General features: G+C 58.8%; 21 protein-coding genes and 1 pseudogene. 13 read left to right on the top strand and 9 right to left on the bottom strand.

The window, feature by feature from the left end; genetic code table 11:
- The 5 genes from HF931_RS01885 to HF931_RS01865 all read left to right on the top strand — a co-directional run bounded on the left by HF931_RS01885 (position 1) and on the right by HF931_RS01865 (position 3,670).
- Positions 1 to 879, top strand: a complete 879-nt coding sequence (locus tag HF931_RS01885) for a branched-chain amino acid aminotransferase (RefSeq protein WP_035554365.1) — start codon at positions 1 to 3, stop codon at positions 877 to 879.
- A gap of 68 nt (positions 880 to 947) precedes the next feature.
- Positions 948 to 2,486: a hypothetical protein gene (locus HF931_RS01880; protein ID WP_273241652.1), complete on the top strand. Its 1,539-nt coding sequence runs from the start codon at positions 948 to 950 to the stop codon at positions 2,484 to 2,486.
- A gap of 56 nt (positions 2,487 to 2,542) precedes the next feature.
- A complete protein-coding gene (gene dut / locus HF931_RS01875) occupies positions 2,543 to 2,998 on the top strand; it encodes a dUTP diphosphatase (RefSeq protein WP_035554366.1) in 456 nt (151 codons plus the stop codon).
- 165 nt (positions 2,999 to 3,163) lie between these two features.
- Positions 3,164 to 3,355 carry a hypothetical protein gene (locus tag HF931_RS01870; protein WP_035554368.1) on the top strand — a complete coding sequence of 64 codons (192 nt, stop codon included), beginning with the start codon at positions 3,164 to 3,166 and terminating at the stop codon, positions 3,353 to 3,355.
- An 84-nt stretch (positions 3,356 to 3,439) separates the two neighbouring features.
- A complete protein-coding gene (locus HF931_RS01865) occupies positions 3,440 to 3,670 on the top strand; it encodes a hypothetical protein (RefSeq protein WP_273012649.1) in 231 nt (76 codons plus the stop codon).
- Here the strand turns inward: HF931_RS01865 and HF931_RS01860 are convergent.
- The 3 genes from HF931_RS01860 to HF931_RS01850 form a co-directional block, all read right to left on the bottom strand.
- The gene (locus HF931_RS01860; RefSeq protein WP_273241651.1) at positions 3,667 to 3,804 is read right to left on the bottom strand and encodes a hypothetical protein; all 138 of its coding nucleotides are present in this window, start codon (positions 3,802 to 3,804) and stop codon (positions 3,667 to 3,669) included. The two genes, HF931_RS01865 and HF931_RS01860, sit on opposite strands and share 4 nt — an antisense overlap.
- 123 nt (positions 3,805 to 3,927) lie before the next feature.
- On the bottom strand, positions 3,928 to 5,268 hold the full coding sequence (locus HF931_RS01855) for an ATP-dependent DNA helicase (protein ID WP_273241650.1): 1,341 nt from the start codon (positions 5,266 to 5,268) through the stop codon (positions 3,928 to 3,930).
- Between the two features lie 117 nt (positions 5,269 to 5,385).
- Positions 5,386 to 5,913: a GcrA family cell cycle regulator gene (locus HF931_RS01850; RefSeq protein ID WP_051602832.1), complete on the bottom strand. Its 528-nt coding sequence runs from the start codon at positions 5,911 to 5,913 to the stop codon at positions 5,386 to 5,388.
- Between the two features lie 275 nt (positions 5,914 to 6,188).
- On the opposite strand from HF931_RS01850, the gene HF931_RS01845 reads away from it, so the two are divergent.
- Positions 6,189 to 7,025: an ABC transporter permease gene (locus HF931_RS01845; RefSeq protein ID WP_035554374.1), complete on the top strand. Its 837-nt coding sequence runs from the start codon at positions 6,189 to 6,191 to the stop codon at positions 7,023 to 7,025.
- Between the two features lie 92 nt (positions 7,026 to 7,117).
- Positions 7,118 to 7,732: a hypothetical protein gene (locus HF931_RS01840; RefSeq protein WP_199285772.1), complete on the top strand. Its 615-nt coding sequence runs from the start codon at positions 7,118 to 7,120 to the stop codon at positions 7,730 to 7,732.
- Positions 7,733 to 7,847: 115 nt separating this feature from the next.
- Here HF931_RS01840 and HF931_RS01835 read toward each other — a convergent pair whose 3' ends face one another.
- The 4 genes from HF931_RS01835 to uvrB form a co-directional block, all read right to left on the bottom strand.
- Positions 7,848 to 9,962 carry a caspase family protein gene (locus tag HF931_RS01835; RefSeq protein WP_273241648.1) on the bottom strand — a complete coding sequence of 705 codons (2,115 nt, stop codon included), beginning with the start codon at positions 9,960 to 9,962 and terminating at the stop codon, positions 7,848 to 7,850.
- A 105-nt stretch (positions 9,963 to 10,067) separates the two neighbouring features.
- Entirely contained in the window at positions 10,068 to 11,042 is a 975-nt protein-coding gene (locus HF931_RS01830; RefSeq protein ID WP_273241647.1) for an endonuclease/exonuclease/phosphatase family protein, read from the bottom strand.
- A 990-nt stretch (positions 11,043 to 12,032) separates the two neighbouring features.
- Positions 12,033 to 13,211, bottom strand: a complete 1,179-nt coding sequence (locus HF931_RS01825) for an RES family NAD+ phosphorylase (RefSeq protein WP_273241646.1) — start codon at positions 13,209 to 13,211, stop codon at positions 12,033 to 12,035.
- Positions 13,212 to 13,226: 15 nt separating this feature from the next.
- Complete coding sequence (gene uvrB, locus HF931_RS01820) at positions 13,227 to 15,425, bottom strand: excinuclease ABC subunit UvrB (RefSeq protein WP_273241645.1); 2,199 nt, start codon at positions 15,423 to 15,425, stop codon at positions 13,227 to 13,229.
- 114 nt (positions 15,426 to 15,539) lie between these two features.
- Between uvrB and HF931_RS01815 the strand changes: the two genes are divergently transcribed.
- The 5 genes and pseudogenes from HF931_RS01815 (at position 15,540) to HF931_RS01795 (ending at position 20,005) form a co-directional block, all read left to right on the top strand.
- Entirely contained in the window at positions 15,540 to 15,911 is a 372-nt protein-coding gene (locus tag HF931_RS01815) for a TIR domain-containing protein (protein ID WP_273241644.1), read from the top strand.
- 17 nt (positions 15,912 to 15,928) lie between these two features.
- Positions 15,929 to 16,882: pseudogene (locus HF931_RS01810) on the top strand (caspase family protein).
- Between the two features lie 39 nt (positions 16,883 to 16,921).
- Entirely contained in the window at positions 16,922 to 17,359 is a 438-nt protein-coding gene (locus HF931_RS01805; RefSeq protein ID WP_273241643.1) for an ester cyclase, read from the top strand.
- 66 nt (positions 17,360 to 17,425) lie between these two features.
- Positions 17,426 to 17,782, top strand: a complete 357-nt coding sequence (locus HF931_RS01800; RefSeq protein WP_273241642.1) for a hypothetical protein — start codon at positions 17,426 to 17,428, stop codon at positions 17,780 to 17,782.
- Between the two features lie 762 nt (positions 17,783 to 18,544).
- Positions 18,545 to 20,005 (top strand): sigma-54-dependent transcriptional regulator, encoded by a 1,461-nt coding sequence (locus HF931_RS01795; protein WP_035554391.1) that lies wholly within the window; start codon positions 18,545 to 18,547, stop codon positions 20,003 to 20,005.
- A 66-nt stretch (positions 20,006 to 20,071) separates the two neighbouring features.
- Here HF931_RS01795 and HF931_RS01790 read toward each other — a convergent pair whose 3' ends face one another.
- Together HF931_RS01790 and HF931_RS01785 are read right to left on the bottom strand one after the other, a co-directional pair.
- Entirely contained in the window at positions 20,072 to 21,043 is a 972-nt protein-coding gene (locus tag HF931_RS01790) for a bifunctional helix-turn-helix transcriptional regulator/GNAT family N-acetyltransferase (RefSeq protein WP_273241640.1), read from the bottom strand.
- Between the two features lie 97 nt (positions 21,044 to 21,140).
- Positions 21,141 to 22,040: a hydrogen peroxide-inducible genes activator gene (locus HF931_RS01785; protein ID WP_035554579.1), complete on the bottom strand. Its 900-nt coding sequence runs from the start codon at positions 22,038 to 22,040 to the stop codon at positions 21,141 to 21,143.
- Between the two features lie 119 nt (positions 22,041 to 22,159).
- Between HF931_RS01785 and HF931_RS01780 the strand changes: the two genes are divergently transcribed.
- A complete protein-coding gene (locus HF931_RS01780) occupies positions 22,160 to 22,720 on the top strand; it encodes a peroxiredoxin (protein WP_035554395.1) in 561 nt (186 codons plus the stop codon).
- Positions 22,721 to 22,724 lie beyond the last annotated feature (4 nt).

Raw genomic sequence — 22,724 nt, 5'->3', positions numbered from 1 at the left:
ATGTCTGCATATGACGATCGCGACGGTTATATCTGGATGGATGGCGAATTCGTGCCGTGGCGGGACACGAAAGTTCATGTGCTGACCCACGCCCTGCACTACGCCTCTTCGGTATTTGAAGGCGAGCGCGCCTATGGCGGCAAGATCTTCCGCTCCCTCGACCATTCCAAACGTCTTCACAATTCCGCTGAGATCATGGGGTTCGAAATCCCGTTCTCGGTTGAACAGCTGGAGCAGGCCAAAACCGAAGCGCTGGCGAAATCCGGTCTGGAAAGCGCCTATGTCCGCGCTGTTGCCTGGCGCGGGTCTGAAATGATGGGCGTTTCGGCTCAGAACAACACGATTCATCTGGCGGTCGCCGTCTGGCATTGGGGCGATTACTTTGCGGACAAGATGAAAGGTATTCGTCTGACGCACGCCAAATGGCGTCGCCCGGCGCCGGAAACCGCGCCATGCCACGCAAAGGCTGCGGGCCTCTACATGATCTGCACCCTGTCCAAGCACGCCGCTGAGCGTGATGGCTACGCCGACGCCCTCATGCTGGACTATCGCGGGCAGATTGCCGAAGCGACCGGCGCGAACATCTTCTTCGTCCGCGACGGCGCCCTGCATACACCGACACCCGATTGCTTCCTGAACGGCCTGACCCGTCAGACGACGATCAAGCTGGCGAAGGAACGCGGTATTGAAGTGATCGAACGGGCCATCTTCCCGGACGAGCTATCGACCTTCAGCGAATGCTTCATCACGGGCAGCGCAGCGGAAATCACGCCTGTCGCAGAGATCGGCGAGCATGTGTTCAAACCCGGCCAGATCTCCGAGACTCTGGTCAATGATTATACAGCCCTGGTGAACGGCAAGCTGGAGCTGGCGCTATAAGGGCGCCAGCGCAAGCTGTACGAAAAGTAACTGAGGCCCTGAAGGCCTGGCTGGTAGGGCTTTCCCCCATGGGGGGAGCCTGGAAACAATTCGCACGGGAACGACTGCCCTATGTGGCGGGATCATTGGGTCTCAATGGCCTGATGCTGTTCCTGTTCGCGCTTGCCTTCGGACATAAACTGCCACCCGCGCCGCCGCCTGAAGTTTTTGAGGTGGACATCGTCGAGTTGCCGATAATACTCCCGCCAGAGCCAGAGCCAGAGCCAGAGCCAGAGCCAGAGCCAGAGCCAGAGCCAGAGCCAGAGCCAGAGCCAGAGCCCGAATTACCGCCGACTCCGGAACCTGAACCCGTCATCGAGCCGGTTGAGATTCCCGAACCTGAACCGGAGCCGATTCCGCTGCCGGATCCGGAACCATTGCCGCAAATCGAGCAGGTTTCCGATGAGCCGTTGCCGCCTGTCGAAACGCCAACGGAAATCGTGATTGAGGATCCAGTCCCGGAGCCCGAACCTCTCCCCATCGCGGTGGAGGAGGAGCCTTTGCCGGAGCCAAGCCCCGGACTTCCGGTAGAAGAGGCGCCGGAAGAGCCTGCCTTGCCAGAAATCGAGGAGTTGCCAGAAGACCTTCCCGACACGCTCGAAACGCCGGTCGATGATGCGGAACCGGACCTGGAGACCGAGCCCCTTCCGGATGAGCTGCCCGAACTGCCGCCGGAAATGCCGGTGGAGGATCTGCCGGAGACGCTTCCCGAGGAGGAGCCCGAAGATCTCTCAGAAGAACAGCCGATCCCCGTCGAGCCGGAGTCCGACCCGCCTGAAGAAGACCTGCCCATCGCACCGGAGCCGGAGATGGAACCGGCCCCAGAACCGGAGCCTGATCCCGAACCTCCTGTGGCGCCAGTTGAGGAGCCTGTCGAGGATGCGCCGCCGGAAGAACTGGAACCTGAAATTGAACCAGAGCCGGCCCCCGCCGAGGAGGCTCCGCCCGAGGTCGACCTGCCGGATGTTGAGTCGCCTGAGCCGGACCCCGAGGAGGCGATCATCCTGCCGGAGCCTGCGCCGGAGGCAGCCCCGACGCCTGCACCAGCCGACGACATATTGCAGACAATCGCGCCACCCGTGCGACAACCGGCGACAAGTGCGCGACCTTTCGCGACACCGCGCGACACGGGGCGACGGCCTGCGCCAAGCATTCCCGGCATAGAATTCGCCCTGCCACCCCCGGCAACGGGGGGCGGAGGCGGGGCCCTCAGCGCCCTGATGTGTCATAAACTGACGGAAGAACAACGCATTAAGGCGAAGTGCGACCTTGAGGCGACCCGCGAGGCTTATCAGGATGCCGCCAATGCCGGGCTAGACCGCGACGAGCAGAACCGCCTCGACGGCGCCTACGACACCCAGCTCCGCTCAACCCTCCCCAACGACACCGCCTTTGAAAGCTTCCTGAAGCGCAATGACGGCGTTCAGAAGTACATGCTGGACGGGATAGACAACACAATCTTCATGGATCGCAAGCCCGAGTCTGAACGCCAGCATGACCAATTGATGCGCGGCGACAAGATGGATTGGGAAGACGAGGTCTTTGACGCCCACAATGACAAGGAATAGGGCCTGAAGGTCTATCGGCTTGACTCAGATGTGCGACTCCGCCAACGGCTGAATTCATGAAGAAAGTTACCGTCTCTGTCCGCCCGCTGGCTCATTTTGAAGGGCTGGAATTGCCCACTTATGAAACGGTCGGATCGGCCGGAATGGATGTGCGCGCAGCCGTGCCGGAAGATGACCCGATCCTGTTGCAGGCGGGTGAGCGGGCCATGATCCCGACCGGCCTGTCAGTCGCCATTCCGCAGGGCTACGAGATCCAGGTGCGCCCCCGTTCAGGGCTAGCCGCCAAGCATGGCCTGACCTGCCTGAACACGCCTGGTACGATCGACAGCGACTATCGCGGCGAGATCAAGGTGATCCTCATAAACCTCGGCCAGTCTGCCTTCACCATCAATCGCGGGGAACGGATTGCCCAATTGGTGCTTGCCCCTGTAACGCAGTTGGCGTGGGAAGAGGTGGACGCGCTTGACGAAACCGAGCGCGGCGAAGGCGGCTTTGGGTCAACTGGCAAATAAATCCGGTTTCTTCTTGAACAAGCATTCATCGCTCCTTACATATTGAATATCGATAAGTTCAGGAGAGCGGTGCATCCGGCGAATTGCGGATCCATCCAATAAACGGGGGAGCTCCAAACGACTGGCTTTCGACAAGATTGCTGAGTCAGAAAAGGAGCCCAAACCGTGTCATTCTTCGCTTTTATCCTGTTTGTCCTCGTGATCATCATGGTCGCCCGGTCGGGGCGCTCGAACGCGCCACAGGCACGTGCGGAAGATGATCGCATTGGTGAACTGGCCGAACGGGTCAGGACGCTGGAGGCCATCATTCTTGACCGCGACCGTCGCCTGCGCCGTGAGATTGACGGTTTGAGGTAAAGGAGGGGCACCAGCGGGAGAAGATATCTCCTGTACGGCCTGCCCAATGCTTAGTATTCAAAAGACATTTAGAGGAGTGCCCCAATGGACCCGATCTTGATGGTCGTTCTTATTGTGCTGATTTCGGTCGGTGCCGGTGTGGTGAACAATTACCTGAAACTGAAGGCAAATTCGGCGTCAGACACTGCGTCAGATGCTGATTTTCAGAAGGTTCTGGGCGAGGTCGACCGCCTGAAAGAGCGTGTGCGCGTCCTGGAAAAGATCGTGACCGATCAGGAGCGTCAGTTGTCAGAGGAAATCCGGAAACTGGCCTAGTTTCCGCCGCCGCCAGGAATGCGCATCTTGCGGCGTTGGGCTGCAATCTGAGCTTGCGTCTTCTTGGTGGGCGAGCTGCCGAGATCGGAGCGGAGCAAGACCCTGCGCTGACGGCGTTCGTTGATGGCTTGCATGGTGCTCGCCCTTTCGATTCGTTTCTGAATGCTCATCACACGGAAACAATGCGTCAGCTTTATGATCGTTTCGTTAACGCCGCATTAGGGGATTGGATTACGATCAGGCCTTCATGCAGACGGTCAAAGCAACTGGTCTTCAGCTGTCGCGAACTTGGCCAGCAGGTAAGCGTCCGTATCCTCAATCGTGTCGAGTTTTCCGAACGCGAAGGCGTCGCGATCAAGGACCAGGTCCCGAGGGCGCAGTTCCCGGCTGATAGATAATCCATCCAGTGAGCGTGCGCGGGAAAACGCGACATAGGCCTGCCCATGCGCAAACATGCCGGAGTCGAAATCAATGAACACCTTGTCCAGTGTCAGGCCCTGCGCCTTGTGGATGGTAACGGCATAGGCGAGCCGAAGCGGCATTTGTTTGAAGGTGCCGACAACTTCACGTTTCACCTTCTTGGTTTCGGGGTCCAGTTCGTAGCGGTATTTCTCCCACGCGGTGGGCTCGATCTCATAGACATGATCATCGATTTCCACGATGACGCGGCTGCCGGAAAAGCCCGCGACCGTTGCCAGCGTACCGTTTACCCAGCGCCCTTCGGGATCATTCTTGATCAGCATGACCCGCGCGCCTTCCTTTAGTTCCAGGTCGGCTTCGGTCGGGAAGGCCTTTTCTTCGAATTGTCCCTGCACATCGGCTTCAAAGATTTGAGAGCGTGTGTTCAGACCCTCCAACCTCGCTTGGTTGATGCGGTAGGCATTGGCGTTGTTCGGCGTCAGCACGACATGGGTTTCGGATGCCTCGACAGCAGATTTCGAACTGACGAGACCGCGCAGAACCGCCGCATCATTCGGGGTGACGCGGCCCGTGCGCAACGCGCCGAGGAGAGCCAGGAAGCGGGGTTCGGCCTGCCGGAAGACATGTTTCAACGCCAGTAGCGAAAATTCGGCGTCCTTGAAGGCCGGGGCGTTGAAGAAATAGCTACCGCCATAGCGCTCCCGCAGAATTGGTGTTTCTTGGCCGGAAACAACCGGAGGCAATTGGTGAAGATCGCCCGACAGGATCATGCGCACGCCACCAAACGGGCGCTTAGAGGCGCGGTTCAGCTTCAGGCTCTTGTCTATGGCGTCCAGCATGTCCGAGCGAACCATCGAGATCTCGTCAATGATCATCGTGTCGATCGCTTTCACTAGCCGGGTTGAGCGCAGGCGTTTGATGTCAGTCGGTTCGATCAGGCGTGGCGGGAACTTGAAAAACGAATGGATGGTCTGCCCGCCAGCGTTCATCGCAGCCACACCGGTCGGGGCCAGAACGATGGCCTTTTCGCCAGCGCCAGCCAGAAACTTGCGAAGCATTGTGGTCTTGCCCGTTCCGGCCCGGCCAGTGAGGAACAGGTTGCCTTGGGCGCCCGTGCCGGAGGCGACCCATTTGGCGGGCGCAGCATAAATGGAGTCAGGAGTGTTCTCGGTGGTCACGTTTCTGGCTTAACGGCGTTTTACAGGGAAGGCGAGGGCAAGCGCTGCCGGGAAAGGAAAAGCCCCCGAAGAATGACTTCGGGGGCTTCCTGTCAGCCATAAAGGTGCGTGCCGGGCTTAGCCAGCGATACGGCGGACATAATCATACGCGCCCTTGCGGCTCTCACGCTTGCGCGCGGGCTGGAACGCCACTTTCGCATGCTCAGAGCAGTATGGGCCGCAGTCCGCCTTGCGGCCGCAGAAGGCGAATTTCGGATCCGCAGGATCACCGATGGGCCATTTGCACATGGAATCCCGCAGCGTGAGGATGGAGGCTGGCTCGCCATCGGCCTGTTGCAGCGGCGGCAGGGGAGCCATGACTTCGGTGCGTTCAGCAGCGGGACGCACTTCCGGCGTCTCCGGTGCGGCCGGCGCTGCCACCTTGACGCTGCCGTCTGGCAACACGCGTGGTTTTGGACGGGCCAGGCGCGGCGGACGTTTGACGGGGCGCGACGGTGTTGCGCGACCCGACAGGCCCAGACGGTGGACTTTGCCGATCACCGCATTTCGGGTGACGCCCCCCAATTGTTTGGCAATCTGAGAGGCTGAATGGCCCTCTGCCCAGAGTTTCTTCAGCACGCTTACCCGTTCTTCGGTCCAGGACATGGTTGGTCTCTCCCAGCTCGGATCAGGATCGTTAACACTTTCGATCCATCAGCCCCAATATATTGAGATGGCTTAGTACGCGCCATCCGCTCAGCACCTAGATATCGTATCAGGAGCGTAACGAAACACAACATGCTGAGAAGGCTTTCCACAGGCTTTCTACATCTTGTGGTTAACTGCGTCAGCCTGTGGACAAAGTTTGTGCATCGAAATTTGCGTGCTTTTTCCGAGTCTTGCCCCTCGCAGACTCAGGCAAAGACGCCTAAATACCGCGCATGACAGATACTGCGACCGAACAGACTTCCGCCCGCCGCCAGGTTCGCCAATATGGCCAGTTCAACGGTTTGGGCCTGTGGACCCTGTTCAAGCGTGAGATTGGCCGCTTTCTGAAAGTGTGGATGCAAACCGTGTTTGCGCCTGTCGTGACCACGCTTTTGTTCATGACCGTGTTCAAGCTGGCGTTCGGTGACCGCGGTCGACTGATGGGTGACTTTGAAGGGCTCAACTACATTGAGTTCCTCGCGCCGGGCCTGATCGTCATGGCGATCCTTCAGAATGCCTTTCAGAATACGAGTTCCAGTCTGGTGCAGGCGAAGTTCAATTCCACCTATGTCGACTTCCTGATGCCGCCATTGTCGCCGATGGAACTGACCATCGGATTCATCGGTGGCTCGGTTGTGCGCGGCCTTCTGGTGGCCCTGATCTCGGCCATCGGCATCCAGTTGAGCGGACTGGCCGACCTAACCGTCGTTCATGTCTGGCCGATCCTCTGGTTCAGCATCACATCCGCGATTGCCCTCGGCGCGCTGGGCGCCATTGGAGGCATCTGGGCCGACAAATTCGATCATCTGTCCGCCGTGACGAATTTCGTGATCGTCCCGCTCACCTTTCTGTCGGGCACCTTTTACGACATCAAGGTGATGTCCGAGCCATTCTACACGATGGCGCTGCTGGACCCCTTCTTCTACATGATTGACGGGTTCCGTTATGGTTTCCTCGGGGTTGCCAACAGCTCTGTCATTGTGGGGGTCTGGGTAACCGGATTGTTGGCGCTCGCTGGCATCCTCGCTGTCTGGCTCATGTTCCGGTCGGGGTACAAGCTCAAGGCATAGCGACTCCCCTCAGGCGGGAGCGGCATTGACGCTCCACTTCTGCCCCCCTTGAATAAAGCCAAAATTGGCTGGGGCCAGAAATGGAGACCATAATGGGTAATGGAAAAATCCTCGCAGGGGCCGCCTTGTCGGCCATGATGCTGGCAGGTTGCCAGATGATACCGGCGGAGCAGACCGTCGCGCAGTATTGCGCGGATCCTGACAAGGCCACTGAGGCCGTCTGCAAGCTGAAGCTGGAAATCGACGGAAACACGACCGCGCTTGCCGATACGGACATGCGCCTCTCACAGGCCCGTTCAATGGCCGATAATGCGACCGAGGCCGCTGCGCGTGCGCAGGCCAGCGCTGATGCCGCACAGGCGCAGGCTGATGCAGCACTCGCAATGGCAGAGGAAGCCAACAGCAAGGAAGTGCAGTGCGAGACGCGCACCATCCAGAATTCTGACACGGGTTCATGCCGGCCGGGCTATGCGCTGACCAGCTGTACGCAGACGCGCTACACCTACCGGGCAGGGGGCATGTCCATCCTGCGTGAGATCAATGACGAGCAGTGCCGGTTCAATAGCCGTGTGCTCGAGATGCAGGTGCGTTGCTGTGCTGTGTCCGGCTCAGCCCCTGAGCCGGAAGATACGCTGGTCGAGAACGAAATTCCGCCGCAGCCACCTCAGCCAGAAGCGCCAAAAGAGCCTGTGCCGGTTAGCCCATAGTCGGCGCGACAGCCTGAAAATGATGACGCCGCCAAGACCTGTCTCGGCGGCGTCGCTGTTTGGCGCGCTATGTCGCGCATTGTCACTGATCGTCACATAGTGTCGCCGGATGTCGCTATTCGTCGTCCTGCAGGAAGTAGAAGTCGCCACCCGTGGTGCCATCGGTATAGACCGGTCGCTGTTTCTGACCCGTGCGGGCAGCCACCGCATCCTGGACCCGTTTGAAGACGACGTTTGCCGGGTCATCGAGCGTGCTGATCAAATTGGCAAGTTCTTCGGAATAGATGCCGTCATCGGCCGCCGTTTTGCCGGGTTCCGTGGCGAATGCCTGGAAGACGCCGGATGCCCAGCCGACCGGACTGTAGGCGCGCATCAGGCCGCGGCTCTGATCATCCATGACTGTCCGGCAGGCATCGAAGACGATGAAGGAAGTCGGCGCAACAGTTGTCGATACGCGGTTGAAGATCTGTTCGAAGCTGACGCCGAAGTCACGAATATCCTCCGGCGAGGCGCCCGGAATGTCGGTGGGCAGGATGAAGTTCGTGCCCTCAACATTCACGCCATGGCCGGAATAGTAGAAGAAGGTGACCGGGTAGGCACCGGCATCCTTGCGGGCTTTCGCCATGCGCCCGAGAAGGCTGAGCGCGCGCACCGTTTGTCGCTGGCCAAGGTCTTCGCATTGCAGGACCGAGAAGCCGACATCCGTCAGCGCGGCGGTGATGCGGTCGCCATCCTGATGCGTCACGCTGAGGCGACTGACGGGAGGCGAATAGGCGAGATTGCTGAGCACCATGGCCTGCCGGTCGGGGTTCGGCCCGTTGATCCATGTGCAGCCAGCGATTTCCGTATCCGGCAGCAAGCCGCTCGCAGCGTTTGCGATTTCTGCCGCGCTCATCGCGGACGCATCGCTTGCCCCCGTCGGCGGGGCAGACAATGTGCTGGTCAGGGGCGCAACCGGATCGTTGTCGCTTTCAACGGATCTGTGCGCGCTGATGCTCGCATCCGGATCGGGGCCAGGGTCGGCGAGAAGCGTATCCAGCGAGACGACCTTGATTGACAGCGGAATGGTCTTCACGGCCTTGGCCATCTTCTGGCCATTCACCTCAACCTGCTGGGACACTGTGAAAGTGAGGTCTGGCGAGCCTTCCTGAGTGGGAACGACTTTCCATTGCCAGAGTGTTGGCTCGCCCGGAATGAGCGGCTGTTCCTCCGGCGTTGTCGCTGTCAGGTCATATCCGTCGCCGACGATGGATGCCATCATCACGCCACTGGCGCGCACCGTATCGAATTCCAGCGACAGTGCGTCCTGTGCGCTGTCCGGCGCGAGACCTGTGCCCATGATGGAGCGCAGGGATTCATCAATCTCTGCCTCGCTCGTGTCGCGCTGGATCGGCTGAATGGCCACTTCGAGGAAATAGGGCTGGCCCAGCACCATCTGCTCTGGTGCGTGATGGGCGATCCGGCCACTGTCAAACGCATTCGCGGACTCGGCGGCCAGTTCCGAATAGCGATAGTCCCATTCCGGGCAATTCATGACGAATGCAGAATCGTCGATTTGGATGGTCTCGCTCCAGAAACAGAGCTGCTTGTCCATCAGTCCGGCTTCGAAGCCTTCGCCGGCAAGGTCCTTGGCCAATGCGTCCAGCGTCTCCGTTAAATCGCCCTGGATGCGATGGGTTGCCTGTTCGAACTCGCCGGAGCCGCCCTTGTCACATGTGATCAACAGGGTGCGCGGCGCAGAGATTTCCGCCTGGCATATTTCGACATTCTCAGCACCGGCGGCCGTCTCGAGGTCGCTCAGATCGCCGCCTTCGGCCAGTGCGTCGAGCCATTCCAGCATGTCCGGGTCGTCGGCATGCAGCTCGCGCAGTTCGTCGATATCTGTCTCGCTGCCAAACTCCAGCGCGAGGCCTGGCTCTTCTTCAACCGAAGTCTCGCTGCGAACCGGATCAGGTTGATCCCGGCCGGGTCGGACAGGGGTGCCGAGATTTGGGCTGGAGCCGGGGGCGGTCGCGCGGGGAGGTTCGGGCTGCACCGGGACGGGCGCAGGGGCGGGCGGAGGCAAGGGCGCAGGCTCCTGATCGATCGGGGCGGGCTCAGGCGCTTCCACCGCTGGTTCGGGTGGCGCGCCGGCCGGCTCGTCCATTGCATCATATTCGGCGCTACAGGCGGCGAGGAGCGCGGCCAGCACCATTGTGCCAAGGCCTGTCATGAATGAGTTGATCCGCATCACCATCCCCTTGGTTCCTGTGGTTAACAGGAAGTTACACGGGATTGGATTGCCTGCCAATTGAATGCGGGTTCAACCGGGCGGCGCAGAGGTCGGGCGGGGCGATCAGGCGGGCGTCAGCTGGAACCGGTACAGCATGGGATAATGATCTGATCCGCAGGGGCGCAGGCGGTGTATGCCCAGCAATCTGAAATCATCCGTGACAAAGGCATGGTCCAGCGGCCAGGCCAGAAACGGGTTCTGCGCGCCATAGGAATTGTAGAGCCCGCGTCCGCGTTTCGGATCGCATAGGCCGGCATGTTGCTTGAACTCCTTTACCATCCAGGACCAGCCGACCTCGTTGAAGTCCCCGATCACCATGGCGGGGCGGTGTTGCTCGCGCAGTTCATCGGCGACGATCATCAGCTCGTCATCAAGGTGTTGCGTATCGTCGCGCGGGCGGGGCGGGCGCGGGTGGATGCAATAGAGGCGCACTTCGCGGCCGTCCAAATCCATGTCCACGGTCAGGGAGGGGACATGATCCTGACAGAAATACCGTTCCTGCACTTCGCTGACGGGATAGCGCGAATAGAAGAGGAGGCCGTTATGGGCTTCCTTGTCGAGAAGGTATGTATGGGGATAATCAGCCTCCAGCGGGGAGAGGGCCTCTCGCCAGCGGGCATTGGTTTCCGACAGGAAGAGAACATCGGCCTCACTGTCACGAATGCGGGCCAGCACGGCGGTATGGTCTTCATTCTCCTGCAGCACATTGATCAGCAGCACCGAGAGCGGCGTGCCCGGCATGCCCGGCCTGGCGCGGCGCAGTTCGCGTTTGCGACCGGGCAGGTATGGCCAGATATCCAGTGCACAGATGACCAGCGCAACCGCATAGGTCATCAACAGGGTGGCATTGCCGATTTCGCCTGCCGGATAGAGCGCCAGATAGAGCAACAGTGCGGCGAGCAGGATGAGGCAGGTTTGCAGGCGGCCATAAATCCAGACGCGCATCCACCAGATTTCGGTGCGCAGCTTTGGCGCGATGGCGGCAAACAGGCCCCACACGCCGATCAACACAAAGACAGGTTCGATCAGGGCGAGCATGGGTGGGGGCCTTTCCGGGCGGCGTGTGACGGGGTGTGTTGCCCTATCTACGCGTGAGACCGGAAGTGAGTTGCGTGCCCGCCGCACGATCCGGGGGCAGATCACGCAGGTGTGATCTGTATTCCCGCCAGCACAAATATCCGGACTGGCTCTCACCATCCGGGCATCTCGTGTTTTCGGCCCCTCACGGAACCGACAGCGCGGCGGGCGCCGTGGCGCTCCGCCTGATGATTTGTAGATGGCTACGGAGTGGAGCGTTACCGCCCGCCGCGCCGGACAGGCTGCGGAGGAATAGAAATCGCACAGCGATTGCCCGGAGCAGGCCCAAGCGCAAGCGCCGGGCTGGACGAGGCCTGTCTCGGGAAATCGTGCGACTGGCACGATTCCTGATCCTCGACAGCCCAACTTGCCTTCGCAAGCTCACCCTGGCCTGACCTGCCTAGGGCCGTGCAGGACCGTACACCTCCCACAAGACCCATCCTGTCCCTGACCCCATAACCAGAACGGCACCTGATCCGGCTTCTGTGAGGGCAGGAGGTGAATATGGGGTGGGAGGCTATCAGACGGATTCCCTCGTTCCGAACATACCTGCGGAGGCAGGTATCCATCTCCAATTGTGGCCTCATGCGCGTGGGGACAGGTTCCGTGATAGGCCCCTGCCTGCGCAGGGGCCTGCGGGAGGAGAGGGCAAACCCTTATTCCCAAACACCGCCTCCCCGGCGCATGCCGGGGTCTCCCGTCGTTAGGGCGCAGAGCCCGCGCCCGTGCTTCGACCCCGGCCTTCACCGGGGCAGGCCCCGCTCAGCATGAGCGCTCCGGACATGCAGCAAAGCACAGACTCATCCTGAGCGAAGTCGAAGGATGAAGCGGGAGAGCGCGCCCCCCCCACAGGGTGGACCCACGCTTCGCGGTACCCACCAACAGGCCCCGTCGCGCGCCCGACCGGTGGGTATCGGCTCGGCCTCAACCCATTCTACGCTTGCTTGTTTGTCAGTCCGAAATTTGAATTTTCTCGTTCAGAAGTGGTCCCATCCGTAAGCGGTAAATCGCTTGTTCCAAGTGTACTCTATTGATTGAACGAACAATAAGCTTCTTTTCGGCGACAGGGCGTCCAAAAAGGCAAACATTCGGTATGGTCTGTGATCGTATACGAGACTGCATTTGCGGAAACGACCGCGTGGGCAAACCCCATAATGTTTCAAAAACTGGGGCACCGGCTCGCAGAGAGCTAAAGTATGAGGGAAAAAGTATCCCATCATAACCCGCATTCAATGCTGATCGGGCAAGAGTGCGTGTGATCTCATACGAATAGTTCCCAGCTCTGAAAATATAGTGCAGCGCTATATCCAGACTCTCGAATGGGTTTACGTCATTTTCTGGAATGTGCGTGAGATCTAAAAGCTTGAGAGGCTGAACTGGATCGAGTGTGGCGACATATATAAGGTCATCGACAGCTGTTCTGCTCTCGTGGATACATGTTTCCAAGTCTGGTGAACCGTATAAAACGGCTAGTCCCTTCGATTCAAATCGTCCATTAGTGATGATGTGAGAGGGGGGGCTGTCAAACTGTTCCGGCTTTGTAAGCTCACTTGGATTGGTTCGTACACGAAAGAAAATGTCACCCGGCTGAGATACATGTGTTGGATAGCTTTGTAAAATGTCATGAATTACAGCAGGGCGCTCCCTCTTTTTTCTCAAGCACTGCAAAGGGGTGGTTTCTCCCAACATCCATAGATTTGGACCATATTCAAAAAAACCAACTCCCAGGATATCCTCAAATACCCGAGCGTCTTCGCCAATGACGCCGCTAAGAGTCGACGTCGTCTTTTGGTGCTCGTTAAAAACGACTATCGGAGCAGCACCATAGTCTACTCTTTGTACGGATCCCAAGATATAAAATCGATATGCAAGAATCTTGCAGTCTTTGATGGTCAGGCGGTGACCGTCTTGGGCTTTGCAATTCGGACAAGGTTGGGAAAGCTGACTGGAAAATTTTTCGGCTTCAATTCGGAGCCCTACATCTGAAAAGCAAGCTGAACATATTCCAGAGTCTTGTTCTTCAGTTTCTTCCTTGCTGAAAAATGGGTACATGGGTTCAAAAACTTGAACCATTCTGGCCATTCTATCAGCATCGAATTTGCCAGTGCTCTTTGAATCTTTATTTTTCAAATTTTTGGCTCTCGCTCACAGCCCCAGCTCCTCTTCCCGCAACCGCTTCACTTCATCCCTCAGACGCGCGGCCTCCTCGAATTCCAGGTTCGCGGCGGCTTCGCGCATTTGTTTTTCGAGGTCCGCGAGGACGGCTTTGAGGTTGTGGCCGGATTCACCCGCAAGTGGCAAGGCTTTTGTTTCCGCGACGCCGCGCGTCTTGCCCTTCGTCTTGTCCTTGCCGCGGCCGCGCGCGCGGGGCGTGTCGGATTTTTCGCCGAGTTCGCCGAGAATGTCGGCGACAGCGCGTTTGATCGTGGTCGGCGTGATGCCGTGTTCCTCATTATAGGCGACCTGTTTGGCGCGGCGGCGTTCGGTCTCGTCCATCGCGCGCTGCATGCTGCCCGTCACCTTGTCGGCATAGAGCACGACGCGCGCATCGGCATTCCGCGCGGCGCGGCCAATGGTCTGCACCAGGCTCGTCTCTGAGCGGAGGAAGCCCTCCTTGTCCGCATCGAGAATGCCGACAAAGCCACATTCGGGAATGTCGAGCCCCTCGCGCAGGAGGTTGATGCCGACCAGAACATCAAACTCGCCAAGACGCAGATCCCGGATGATCTCGATCCGCTCGATCGTGTCGATGTCGGAATGCATGTAGCGCACTTTCACGCCATGCTCGTTGAGGAAGTCGGTCAGGTCTTCCGCCATCTTTTTCGTCAGGGTCGTGATCAGGCTGCGATAGCCCTTGGCGGCGACATCCTTGACCTCTGCCATGACATCATCGACCTGGTTGGCGCCATCCTTCGAGACGGGGCGCACCTCGACCGGCGGGTCGATCAGGCCGGTCGGGCGGATCACCTGTTCCGTGAACACACCGCCTGTGCGGTCTAGCTCCCACGGGCCGGGCGTGGCCGAGACATGCACCGTCTGCGGGCGCATCGCGTCCCATTCCTCGAATTTCAGGGGGCGGTTGTCCATGCAGGAGGGGAGGCGGAAGCCATATTCGGCCAGTGTGGATTTGCGGCTGAAGTCGCCTTTGTACATGGCGCCGATCTGCGGCACGGTCTGGTGGCTCTCATCAGTGAAGACGAGGGCATTGTCCGGCAGGTATTCGAACATGGTGGGCGGCGGGTCGCCCGGCTTGCGCCCGGTGAGGTAGCGGGAATAATTCTCGATGCCGTTGCAGCTGCCCGTGGCGGCGAGCATTTCGAGATCATATTGCGTGCGCTGCTGGATGCGCTGGGCCTCCAGTAATTTGCCATGCTTTTCGAAATGGTCGATCGTCTGCTTCAGCTCTGCCTTGATCTTCTCGATCGCCTGGTTGAGCGTCGGGCGCGGCGTAACATAGTGGCTGTTCGCATAGATCTTGATTGCGGGCAGCTTCTGCATGGTGCGGCCGGTGAGGGGGTCGAACTCGGTGATGCTCTCCAACTCGTCGCCGAAGAAGGAGAGCTTCCAGGCGCGGTCCTCGAAGTGGGCCGGGTAGATGTCGACCACGTCGCCCTTCACGCGGAATGTGCCGCGTACGAAGTTCATGTCGTTGCGCGTATACTGGTTGGCGACGAGCTGTTCGGCCACGGTGCGCGGGTCAATGCGCTGGCCTTCTTCCAGTTTGAACGTCATCGAGGTGTAGGTCTCGACCGAGCCGATGCCGTAGATGCACGAGACGGACGCCACGATGATCACGTCGTCGCGCTCCAGGATGGCGCGGGTGGCGGAGTGGCGCATCCGGTCGATGGCCTCGTTGATGGAGGATTCCTTCTCGATATAGAGGTCAGAGCGCGGCACATAGGCCTCGGGCTGGTAATAGTCGTAATAGGAGACGAAATACTCGACCGAGTTTTCGGGAAAGAAGGATTTGAACTCGCCATAGAGCTGGGCGGCGAGAGTCTTGTTCGGCGCGAGGATCAGCGCCGGGCGCTGGGTCGCCTCGATGATCTTGGCCATGGTGAAGGTCTTGCCCGTGCCCGTCGCGCCGAGCAGCACCTGGTCGCGCTCGCCTGCGCCGATGCCCTCGACGAGTTCGGGGATCGCGGTGCGCTGGTCGCCCGCCGGCTCGTAATCGGAATGCACCTTGAAGCGCTTGCCGCCCTCCAGCTTGACCCAGTCCCGGTCAGGCCGGTGCGGGGTCCAGTTGTCAGACGGCAGGGCGCCCGCGGCATCGCGCGCGAACCCATCAAGCGAAAACACGCTGGGCGCGTCAGACACGCCTTTCGGGGGAGGGGGAGGAGCCATGCCGCCAGATATGGGGCGAGCGAGGGGAGGTGTCTAGGGTGTTCTTGCTTTGTTTGACATGGTGTTGGAATCAGTGCGAATTAATTTTAAATCAAAGATTTACGGGGAAAAGTGATGCCGGATAAAAAAACGATATTTGTTGCTTTTGCAATCGAAGACGAAAGAAGCCGCGATTTGTTGAAGGGTCAGGCTTTGAACACGGAATCGCCTTTTGAATACATCGATATGTCAGTAAAGAAGGCGTACGATGCGAATTGGAAAAGCAAAGTTAGAACACGTATTAAGAGGTCAGACGGGGTTATCGCACTAGTTAGCAAAAATTCGCTGACCTCCAGCGGGCAAAAATGGGAAATTCAATGCGCTAAGGAGGAAAGGGTGCCGATCCGTGGTGTCTGGATCTACAAGGACGACAGAACAAATTTGGTCGGTGTGAATACAGTGGTGTGGACTTGGGAGAATATCCGAGCGTTCATTGACTCACTATAGTCTGTGGGAGGCATGAGATGCGCAGAGCCCTTGTTGTTGGTATTGACTACTACAAAGCAGTAGACCCCCTGTATGGTTGTGTGAATGATGCGTATGCTGTGAAATCGGTATTAGAGAGAAATGGCGACTCTACGAAAAACTTCGACGTCCGATTGATCACCGCGACAGGGGCAAATGCTGGAATTTCTAGAACTGGCCTTCGAACAGCCATCGAATCCTTATTTGCCGACGATTCCGAAATCGCATTGCTCTATTTTTCCGGTCACGGTCATATAGAATAAACCGGCGGGTATTTGTGCGCTAGCGACGTTCAGTCTGGCGATGATGGTGTCGCGGTCAGCGATATTCTAGCATTTGCAAATGCCTCTTCAGCGCGAAACAAACTAATAGTACTAGATTGTTGTCACGCAGGTGTTGCTGGTCAAAGACAAGGAGCGGCGCATATTTCCGAACTTTCCGAAGGGATGACGATCCTCACGGCGTCCACAGCCGATCAATATGCAATGGAAGAAAATGGTTCTGGAGTTTTCACAACCCTGTTAGTGGATGCGTTGGAAGGAGCTGCAGCAAATCTGCTTGGCGATATTACCCCTGGTAGTATCTATGCCCACATTGATCAGTCACTAGGTGCTTGGGCCCAACGACCGGTTTTTAAGACAAATGTTAGAAGTTTTGTTTCTTTGAGGACTGTACAGCCCCCCATTTCATTAGAAGAGCTGCAAAAGCTTCCTGCATTATTCGAAGATGTCGGGAGTGAGTTTCCGCTTGATCCTAGTTTTGAGCCGGAGGGAGAGTGCCCAAATCCCGAAAACACCGCTGTTTTTGCGACATTGCAGAAGTACAATCGCGTAAATTTGGTGGTGCCAGTTGACGCTCCGCATATGTGGCATGCGGCGATGCAGTCGAAGTCGTGCAAGTTGACAGTTCTTGGTGAGCATTATTGGAAGCTGGCGAAAAGTGGCCGACTGTGAATTTCGTTGTTTCCACTCTGAGAGTGTAGGATAGCCACCATGCCCGCCCTCACCCAATCCCGTATCGAGACTGTCCGTCGTCATATGGCGTTGGAGGTCACGCATGATTGGGATGCGGTGATCGCGACGTTTGAGCATCCGCGATATGAGATGCATGGGGGCGGGCAGGTGTTTGACGGGGCGGATGCCGTGCGTCGCTATTTCGAGCTGTCGCGCACGCCCTTCCCGGACCAGGACAATGAAATCATCTCGATTGCCGCCGATGAGGCGGCCGACACGGTGTTGGTCGAATTCTGGTTAACCGGCACGCATACCGGCCCATTGAGGGTGGGGGACCGGGTGATCCCGCCAACCGGGCACAACTTCAGGGTGCGGATGGCGGCCTCGTTCGAGTTCGCCCCTGGCAGCGACAAGATAATTTGCGAAAGACCCTATTTTGATCAGGGCGCAGTTCTACGTGGGCTAAAGCTTGCATAAGTAACTATGCCCTGTACACATTCGTTAAGGGCTGGAAACCACTATAACGTCAAGCGTTGGACTCTGATGACCGACTTCGCAAATTTCGACCCTGACTTCGGTCGGGGCCTTCCTGAATTGCCACACAACGATGTTGTGCAGGAAAACGTATCCGCCTGGATCGTTCTGGACGACTACACACAGGCCCGCAGCGTGCAGGTGCGCGATATCTGCGCAAAGGGCGCGTGGCTGCAAGTCGGGGGGTGGGGCAACCTTCCCGACACGTTTTACCTGCTCGTGAAAACCACGCCGGGCGATGCAAGCTTCCGCGTGGAGTGCGATCAGCACTGGCGTCAGGATGAGGTGGTGGGCGTGAAGTTTCGCCGCCCCCTGTCGCCGGCATTGCTGGCCGGAGTGGTGCGGCAACAGCCGGAAGACCTGTAGCAGGACAGGCGAGGGCTGCACCCTGCGAGGCGGCGCTTATGCGCCGTCTTTCTTGGCCTTTTCCTTCTTGCGCAATTCCCGCATGAGATCTTCCAAACGCTGTGATGGCGGGGCTTTCAGGCTGTCTTCAAAGGATTTTCTCAGCGCTTCGCGCAGAATATCGTCCGAGCGCGAACGGCCCGTGCCATCACTATCGAAGTGGCGATTTCTCTTCGTCAGGATGAGTCTCTTCCCCGAGTTTCTTGCGCTCCCCCAAAGGGATACCCTACGCCAGATGAAGCTCAGCTGACTAGAAAGTTTTCAAAGCTTTGTCGATGCGGGTTTGCGGATTTTTTTTCCAGCTCTCGCAATTGTTATGCTCGACGGCTGAAGGCGGTCTCTCGTTGCAAGCGCACTGGCGCGCATGCGGTCGCGCGAGGGGCCTCGAGGTTCAGATTCGGTAAGCTTTGTGTTCTGTTTTGGTTACTACAGAACACGTACTTTCCAGAATTGCGATTCAACTGTCAGGGGACGGTTAAAGTAGAGGTTCCCCTAACACGCGAGTTGAAACGTTCGGACACAAAGCGTGAATGATGTTCCATATGCCCGGGGCTGGAAAATTTTGCATCAAATTTGACCGATCCATTCAACGGGATTTCCACCTCAGTGTGTCAGAACGGGGCGTAACGATACGGGACGAACCTGTTCCGCTTTGTGTCAGACAGTGAATTTCACGGACCGACGAGCAGGTCGGGACGGGGGCATGGAAGGGTAGTATTTGCTATGGCAAAGACGGTTTTGGTAATTGATGACGATCCAACCCAGCGGCGGCTTTTACAAGCAGCAGTTGAAAAGGCCGGCTTCGCGTGTCGCACGGCTCCGGACGGTGAGGCGGGGCTTGCGCTCGCGTCGGATCCGAAGGACGGCATTGATGTGGTCCTGCTGGACCTGACCATGCCGGGCCTGTCGGGCATGGACACGCTGGAGCGTCTTTCGGCCAAACGGTCGGACCTGCCGGTGATCATGCTGACCGCCACGAGCGGGATCGACACGATTGTCCAATCCATGCGTCGCGGTGCGGTCGATTTCATCGTGAAGCCCGCCAACCCCGAACGCGTCGTTGTCTCGATCCAGAATGCGCTGAAGCTGCAAACCTTGTCGGGGGAGGTCAAGCGCCTGTCCCGCAAGGCAGAAGGCGGCATGAGCTTTGACGACATGATCGCCAGCGCGGCGCCGATGCGTCAGGTGGTTCGCCTGGCTGAACGCGCGGCGAGCTCTGAGATTCCGGTCCTGATCCTGGGGGAAAGCGGTGTGGGTAAGGAAGTCGTTGCCCGCTGTATCCAGGGCGCGTCCGGCCGGGCCGGAAAGCCCTTCGTGACGGTGAACTGCGGCGCCATTCCGGAAAACCTGGTTGAGTCGATCCTGTTCGGCCACGAGAAGGGGGCCTTTACCGGGGCTGTGTCAAAGTCGCTCGGCAAGTTTGTCGAGGCCGATGGCGGCACGCTGTTCCTGGACGAAGTCGGGGAGCTGCCGCTGGATGCGCAGGTCAAACTGCTCCGTGCCCTGCAGGAAGGGGAGGTGGACGCTGTTGGCTCGCGCCGCCCGACCAAGGTGGACGTGCGGATCATCTCGGCCACGAACCGAGATCTGTCGCAGCAAGTGTCCGAAGGCACGTTCCGCGAAGACCTGTTCTATCGCCTCAATGTGTACCCGATCGACATGCCGGCGCTGCGCGAACGCCGCGATGACATTCCGGCGCTGGTCGATCATTTCGTCAGCCGCTTCAATGCCAGCGAAGGCGCAAAGGTGTCCGGCGTTGCCGACGACACGATGAAGATGCTTTATGCCTATGACTGGCCGGGTAACGTCCGCCAGCTGGAAAATGCAGTCTTCCGTGCAGTGGTGCTGTGTGATGGCGATCAGCTGCGCCCGCAGGATTTCCCGCAGATCTCCGGCCAGATGCCGGATGTGTCCATGTTGCCGCAAACGCCTGCCGGCGTCATGCCAGCGGCTGCCGATACGGTGCCCCAGACCGGCGGTAATGGTCCGGTTGCCATTCAGGATGAGGTCGGAGAGATTCGTGCGTTGAATGATATCGAGCGCGATATCCTTCAGTATGCGATTGATTTCTATGAGGGGCATATGAGCGAGGTGTCACGTCGCCTGGGCATCGGGCGCTCAACGCTCTACCGCAAGGTGCGTGAGTATGATCTCGACGTGCGGGACGAGCGCAAGGCAAGCTAGGCCAAGGTGCAAAGGGAGTTTCCGGCCAAGACCGGACGGAAAGCCTCGCCACATCGGCGGGGCTTTTTAGTTGGGGGTTGGCATCGCATAGGACATGGTCACATCGCAGCGTTCATAGCGGTGGCCAAAGCGGAGCATGATTTCCGCGTCATGCCGAAAGCCGTACTTCTCATACAGGCGGATGGCCGCCTCGCATTTTGAATTGGTCAGCAGGAACAGGTCCTGCACCTTCATTTCGCGGGCGCGTTTCAGGATCTGGCGCATCAGGAAGTCTCCGGCGCGACGACCCCGCGCGGAACTCAGGACGCCCATCTTGGTCAGTTCCACGCCGCCATCTTCCATAGGCATCAAGGCGCAGGTGCCAATGATGCCCAACTCGGGGTCGCGGACGAAGAGAATCGTACCGCCCTTGTCGATCACTTTCGCGCGCGGATTTTCGATCATGGCGATGTCTTCGGCCTCCAGCCGGAACATCTCTTCCACCCATTCGCGCGAGATCCGGTCGAAATGCGGGGCGAGGTCATCCGTGAACTCCAGGATTTCCAGCCCAGCGGGGTTGGCGACATGCTCGATCCGGGCAGAGAGCGGATGCTCGGCAAGGCGCGATTCCACGAGGCTGATTTCGGCAAGCAGGTCATGGTCCGGAAACGCGCAGAGCTGCTGCGCGGCGTCGCGTACAGCGGGCCAGAAGCTGGCGCGCATTTCGGCGACGAGCGCCTGACCAGCGGGTGTAAGGAATATTTCCTTCTGGCGATTGTCGCCCTCAACGGCTCGCGTATCGGTCAGGCCCATGCCCTGCAGGGCATTGTGAATGCGCGTGATGGCGGGCTGGCTGACGCCGGTGGCCTCCACTGCGGCGGACACGCTGAGCGGCCCGCTCGCCTCCAGTGCGGCGATCAGGGGAAAATGCGTAGTCTGGATCGGATAGGCGCGATTGCCGAACACGCTGACCGCTTCGGCCTGTAGCCGGTCGGCGAGGCGTTTCAATCGGCTGGCCAGACCCAGATAGCCAACCTGTTCCAGAATATCTTGCGACATCGAGTTAATCCATAATCGGTTATATAACGCGTTATCTAATAGCCCCCGTGCCAGGAGGCGTCAATCCTTACGCCGTGACGAAAACTGGGGCAGGGGACTAATGGTGCGTGGCGGCTTTCACGATTTCGCCGATCTTCCGGGCGTCGGCCTCTCGGGGACTGCCGGTGCGCCAGGCGATGCCGATCTGTCGCCCAACAACAGGGTTCACGAATTCCCTGAGCGCCACGTCTGGCCCGATATTCAGGCCATTGTTGGTCGCCAGCTTTGGCAGCAATGATACGCCGAGGCCGCCCGCAATCATGTTGACGAGGGTGCCGAGCGATGTTGCCGCAACCTGTTCGGTCGAGTTGCCCGTCTTCATGCGGCAGATGGACAGCGCATGGTCGCGCAGACAGTGCCCGTCTTCCAGCAGCAGCATGTTCTCGCCAGACAGGTCTTCAGGCGACAGTGCGTTCTTGTGTGCCAAAGGGTGAGAGGCGGGCGCGGCAAACAGGAACTCATCGTCGAATAGCGGCAGCATTTCGATTCCCGGCACGTCCCAAGGCAGGGCGATCAGGGCCGCATCCAGCGTGCGGGTCCGTAATTGGTCGATCAGGCGCGGGGTCTTCTCTTCGTGCAGGTACAGTTTCAGGGCGGGGAATTGCTCGCTGAGGGCCCGCACCGCTGCGGGCAGCACGAAAGGCGCAATCGTCGGGATGGCGCCGAGATGGAAGGGGCCTGTCAGCAAGGCGCCAGCGCTCTGAACGGATTGCACGAGGGAATGCGCGTCATTGATCAGAGCATTGGCGCGTGAAACGGCGAGTTCACCTGCATGGGTCAGCTTCGCGCCGCGAGGTTCGCGTTCGGCCAGTTTCACGCCGAGCAGGTCTTCCAATTCCTTGATGCCAGCCGACAGGGTAGGCTGCGTCACATGGCACGCTTCAGCGGCTCTGGAGAAGGATCCGGTCTCTCCAAGGGCCACTAGATACTGCAGTTGGCGGAGTGTGGGTATAATCATAGATTCCATCTATACCGGGAATGGAAATTATCAATTTTTCTTTTTGCCGCATCTGCGTAAAGGCAGCCCAACCGGGCCCACCGTCCCGGCAGCAAAAAATCTTACCCAGGAGAATCACTATGCTTGGCATTGGCGAAAAGCTTCCCGAGTTCACTGTCACCGGCGTAAAGCCGAAATTCATGCAGCATGAGCAGAACGGCGAGAGCGCGTTCGAGCCGATCACGCAGGATTCCTTTGAAGGCAAGTGGAAGGTCATCTTCTTCTACCCGAAAGACTTCACTTTCGTTTGCCCGACTGAAATTGCTGAATTTGCCCGTCTGGCTGGCGACTTCGAAGACCGCGACGCGGTTGTGCTCGGCGGTTCGACTGACAACGAGTTCGTGAAGCTGGCATGGCGCCGCGACCACGCAGACCTCGCAGAACTGCCAATCTGGCAATTCGCTGATACGCGCGGCGAGCTGGTTGACGGTCTGGGCGTGCGCGAGCCGTCTGAAGGCGTTGCCTATCGTGCGACCTTCGTTGTCGACCCACACAACGTCATCCAGCACGTTTACGTCACCAATCTGAACGTCGGCCGCAGCCCGGCAGACACGCTTCGCGTGCTTGACGCCCTGCAAACTGACGAGCTGTGCCCATGTAACCGCCCGGTCGGCGGAGAAACTTTGGAACCAGCTGCCTAGTTCG

The organism is Hyphomonas atlantica corrig. (genome assembly GCF_017795365.1).
In the GTDB taxonomy this organism is placed as follows: Bacteria; Pseudomonadota; Alphaproteobacteria; order Caulobacterales; family Hyphomonadaceae; genus Hyphomonas; species Hyphomonas atlantica.
This window is presented reverse-complemented; position numbering and strand designations above follow the sequence as displayed.